This window comes from Paenibacillus sp. 32352 (assembly GCF_002042965.1).
Lineage (GTDB): Bacteria > Bacillota > Bacilli > Paenibacillales > NBRC-103111 > Paenibacillus_S > Paenibacillus_S vulneris.
The window spans coordinates 1-493 of sequence record NZ_MZNT01000041.1 but is presented as its reverse complement, the minus strand read 5'-3'; the positions used below and the strand labels follow the sequence as shown (position 1 = coordinate 493).

At 55.4% G+C, this 493-nt stretch carries 1 protein-coding gene; it reads right to left on the bottom strand.

The window, feature by feature from the left end; all coding sequences use genetic code 11:
* Nucleotides 1-123: 123 nt before the first annotated feature.
* On the bottom strand, nucleotides 124-493 hold a 370-nt coding region (locus B1728_RS35500), incomplete at its 5' end, for a ribonuclease HI family protein (protein ID WP_218672336.1).

The following is a 493-nucleotide window of genomic DNA, read 5'->3' as shown; positions in this document are numbered from 1 at the left end:
GTGAGTTAAGTTATTGTAATCTGCTTCCGCTATTTCTCTACTCCGGTGTTGTGATGTAATGTCTGCATGACGGGTAAAACGTTCCTGGAAAGGTAAGGAAAGATACCGAACTTGTCAAGTAGTTCAGGGGCACCTATAGGGTTGTCTGAGGTCCGTTGGACAAGGACAACTGTAGGTGGGCCTAATTACTTGGGAGGTTCCGTCACAGTAGGCCTCCATCTTCGGGTCGCGGCAGTGGGAGTTCTTCATGACTTGGTCGATGATGAGCTGCGAGTCACCGCGAGCGTCGAGGCGTCGAACCCCTAGCTCGATGGCGATGCACAACCCGTTGTCCAGAGCCTCGTACTCAGCCACGTCGTTGGACGCCGGGAAATGGAGGCGGAGCACGTAGTGCAGGTGTTTCCCGAGGGGCGAGACGAAGAGCAGGCCCGCGCCGGCTCCTGTCTTCATCAGCGACCCATCGAAAAACATGGTCCAGAGCTCCGGTTGGATC